The organism is Vibrio sp. 03_296 (genome assembly GCF_002265885.1).
In genome coordinates, this window is record NZ_NPKW01001165.1 from 1 (window position 1) to 2,258 (window position 2,258).

Below are 2,258 nucleotides of genomic sequence, written 5' to 3' on the forward strand. Positions count from 1 at the left end.
TGACACCACATCCGGGCAAGTGCCGGAAGCGTTCATCAAGAGGAAGCTCAAGATGCACGTTGGTGCGAGGTGGCAGATGAATCCGTAGTAGTGAGTAAGGCTCGGCCTGAGAAGTCCAGTAATGGCGTGGAGGAGAAAACCGAGCTGACCATTAGCATCGCGTCTGATGGGGCACCGCTTTGCCAAAAGCAAGCGAGTGTTGCGAAGGGAGGAAGTACACTTTAAGTCTGTGATGAGCAGATGTTTTTTTTAGTGGCACCCAAACCGATTCGCTATCGGGGTATTCCGGCGTGGTCACCTGTGGAAGCAGAAGACGACAACGAGAAACCGTGCACGGGAGTAACTTTGGCTCACTTTAGTCAATTGCCATTGAGCTAGAAAGCTAAACAGCAAAGTGAAACAAACCGACACTGAAGAAAGCATCCTGCCCCCACACAGCACACAACCCAAGGAGAGACGTTGAGAGTTTATTACAGTCTGTACGGTCACTTGCTCAATAAAGAGCGACTATACAGAGGATTTAAAAAGGTGTGTAAAGCGAAAGGCGCGGCCGGAATAGATAGGCAGAGCCTGAGCGACTTCGCCTCAAATCTGAGTGATAACCTTGACCAACTCCTCTCTGARCTCAAAACCAAGCAGTACCAACCACAGCCGGTCAGACGGGTAGAAATCCCGAAAGACGGCGGTGGAGTGAGATTGCTTGGCATCCCGACAGTTCGGGACAGAGTTGTCCAACAAACCCTAAACGACCTCTTAACCCCTATYTTCGAAGAGCAGTTCCATCCATCAAGCTTTGGATACCGCCCAAATCGAAGTTGTCACGACGCCATAAACAAAGCCACCATGTTCATCCGTCGTTATGGTATGCAGCATGTCGTGGATATGGACTTGTCAAAGTGCTTCGATAAGCTCGACCACGAACTTATCCGAAGGAGTATCCGAACACGAGTCACAGACGGCAGCGTGCTGGCACTGATAAATCAGTTCCTGAAAAGTGGWGTGATGGTTGATGGGCATTGGCAGCAGACAGAATTAGGGAGTCCGCAAGGTGGGGTAATAAGTCCACTGATAGCGAAYATCTATCTGGATGCGTTCGATCAGGAGATGCGAAAGCGTGGTCACCGCATAGTGCGCTATGCGGATGATATCTTGATCTTCTGTCGTAGCCGAGCAGGAGCAGAGAATGCGCTTGCWCAGGCGACAAAGATACTGGAAAAAGAGTTGAAACTGACGGTGAATCAGAGCAAATCYCATATAGCACACAGCGAAAATGGGGTGAAGTTCCTTGGCGTYGAAATCGGGGAACAATACACCCGAATTCAGCCCAAGAAACTGGCTCTGTTCAAACAGAAGTTGAAGCAGATGAGCAAACGTAATGGCGGAAAGCCRWTAGTGCAGGTCATCAACGAGCTAAATCCCGTTTTACGAGGGTTCAGTCAGTACTTCAGGATCGCCAATACCAGCAGGGAGTTCTCGCGAATAGCAGGATGGTTAAGGCGCAGACTGCGCAGCATCCAGTTAAAATTATGGAAGAAACCGWCACGGTTGCACCGSARGCTGAAACAGCTTGGTTACAAGCCGCCGTTCAGGTCAATTCAAATGAGTAGCTGGAAAAATGCRCAGAGTCCCTTAGCCAGTTATGCGATGCCAAATCAATGGTTTAACGATCTTGGTTTGTTCAATATCGAGCATGTTAGGACAGGGTACGTGTTCAGCAATTATGCTGAATGGAAGTGTGCATGAGCCGTATACGAGGYCCGTACGTACGGTTCTGTAAGAGGGATGAGGCGGCAACGCCTCACCCTACTTGTTGTTTGCCCAGCGAAGCTGGCAAACCCGTCGGGTTGAAAGAAGCCCGAATCGCCCTGACTGAGGGGAAGATAATCCGAATTGCAAGGGCGTTGCTGGCCAACGGCAGAGTCTGAAGGAAGCAATAGGAAGTTAACAGTACACAACGTAAGTGAACCTGCTTCGGCAGCATAGGTGGGTAAGCGTCCGAAACATCGCAAAGCCCAATACTCAGTCAGAYCTATGCTGTGCTTGAGGGTGGCATTGTTAACAGGGAGCCAGTGCAGTAACTGGGGAAGCCTGACACCACATCCGGGCAAGTGCCGGAAGCGTTCATCAAGAGGAAGCTCAAGATGCACGTTGGTGCGAGGTGGCAGATGAATCCGTAGTAGTGAGTAAGGCTCGGCCTGAGAAGTCCAGTAATGGCGTGGAGGAGAAAACCGAGCTGACCATTAGCATCGCGTCTGATG

Annotated in this window: 1 protein-coding gene; it reads left to right on the forward strand. The window is 50.4% G+C overall.

Features of this window, described 5'->3' with window-relative positions:
- Window positions 1–459: 459 nt before the first annotated feature.
- Window positions 460–1,743, forward strand: a complete 1,284-nt coding sequence (gene ltrA, locus CIK04_RS30580; protein WP_128824772.1) for a group II intron reverse transcriptase/maturase — start codon at window positions 460–462, stop codon at window positions 1,741–1,743.
- Window positions 1,744–2,258: the final 515 nt, after the last annotated feature.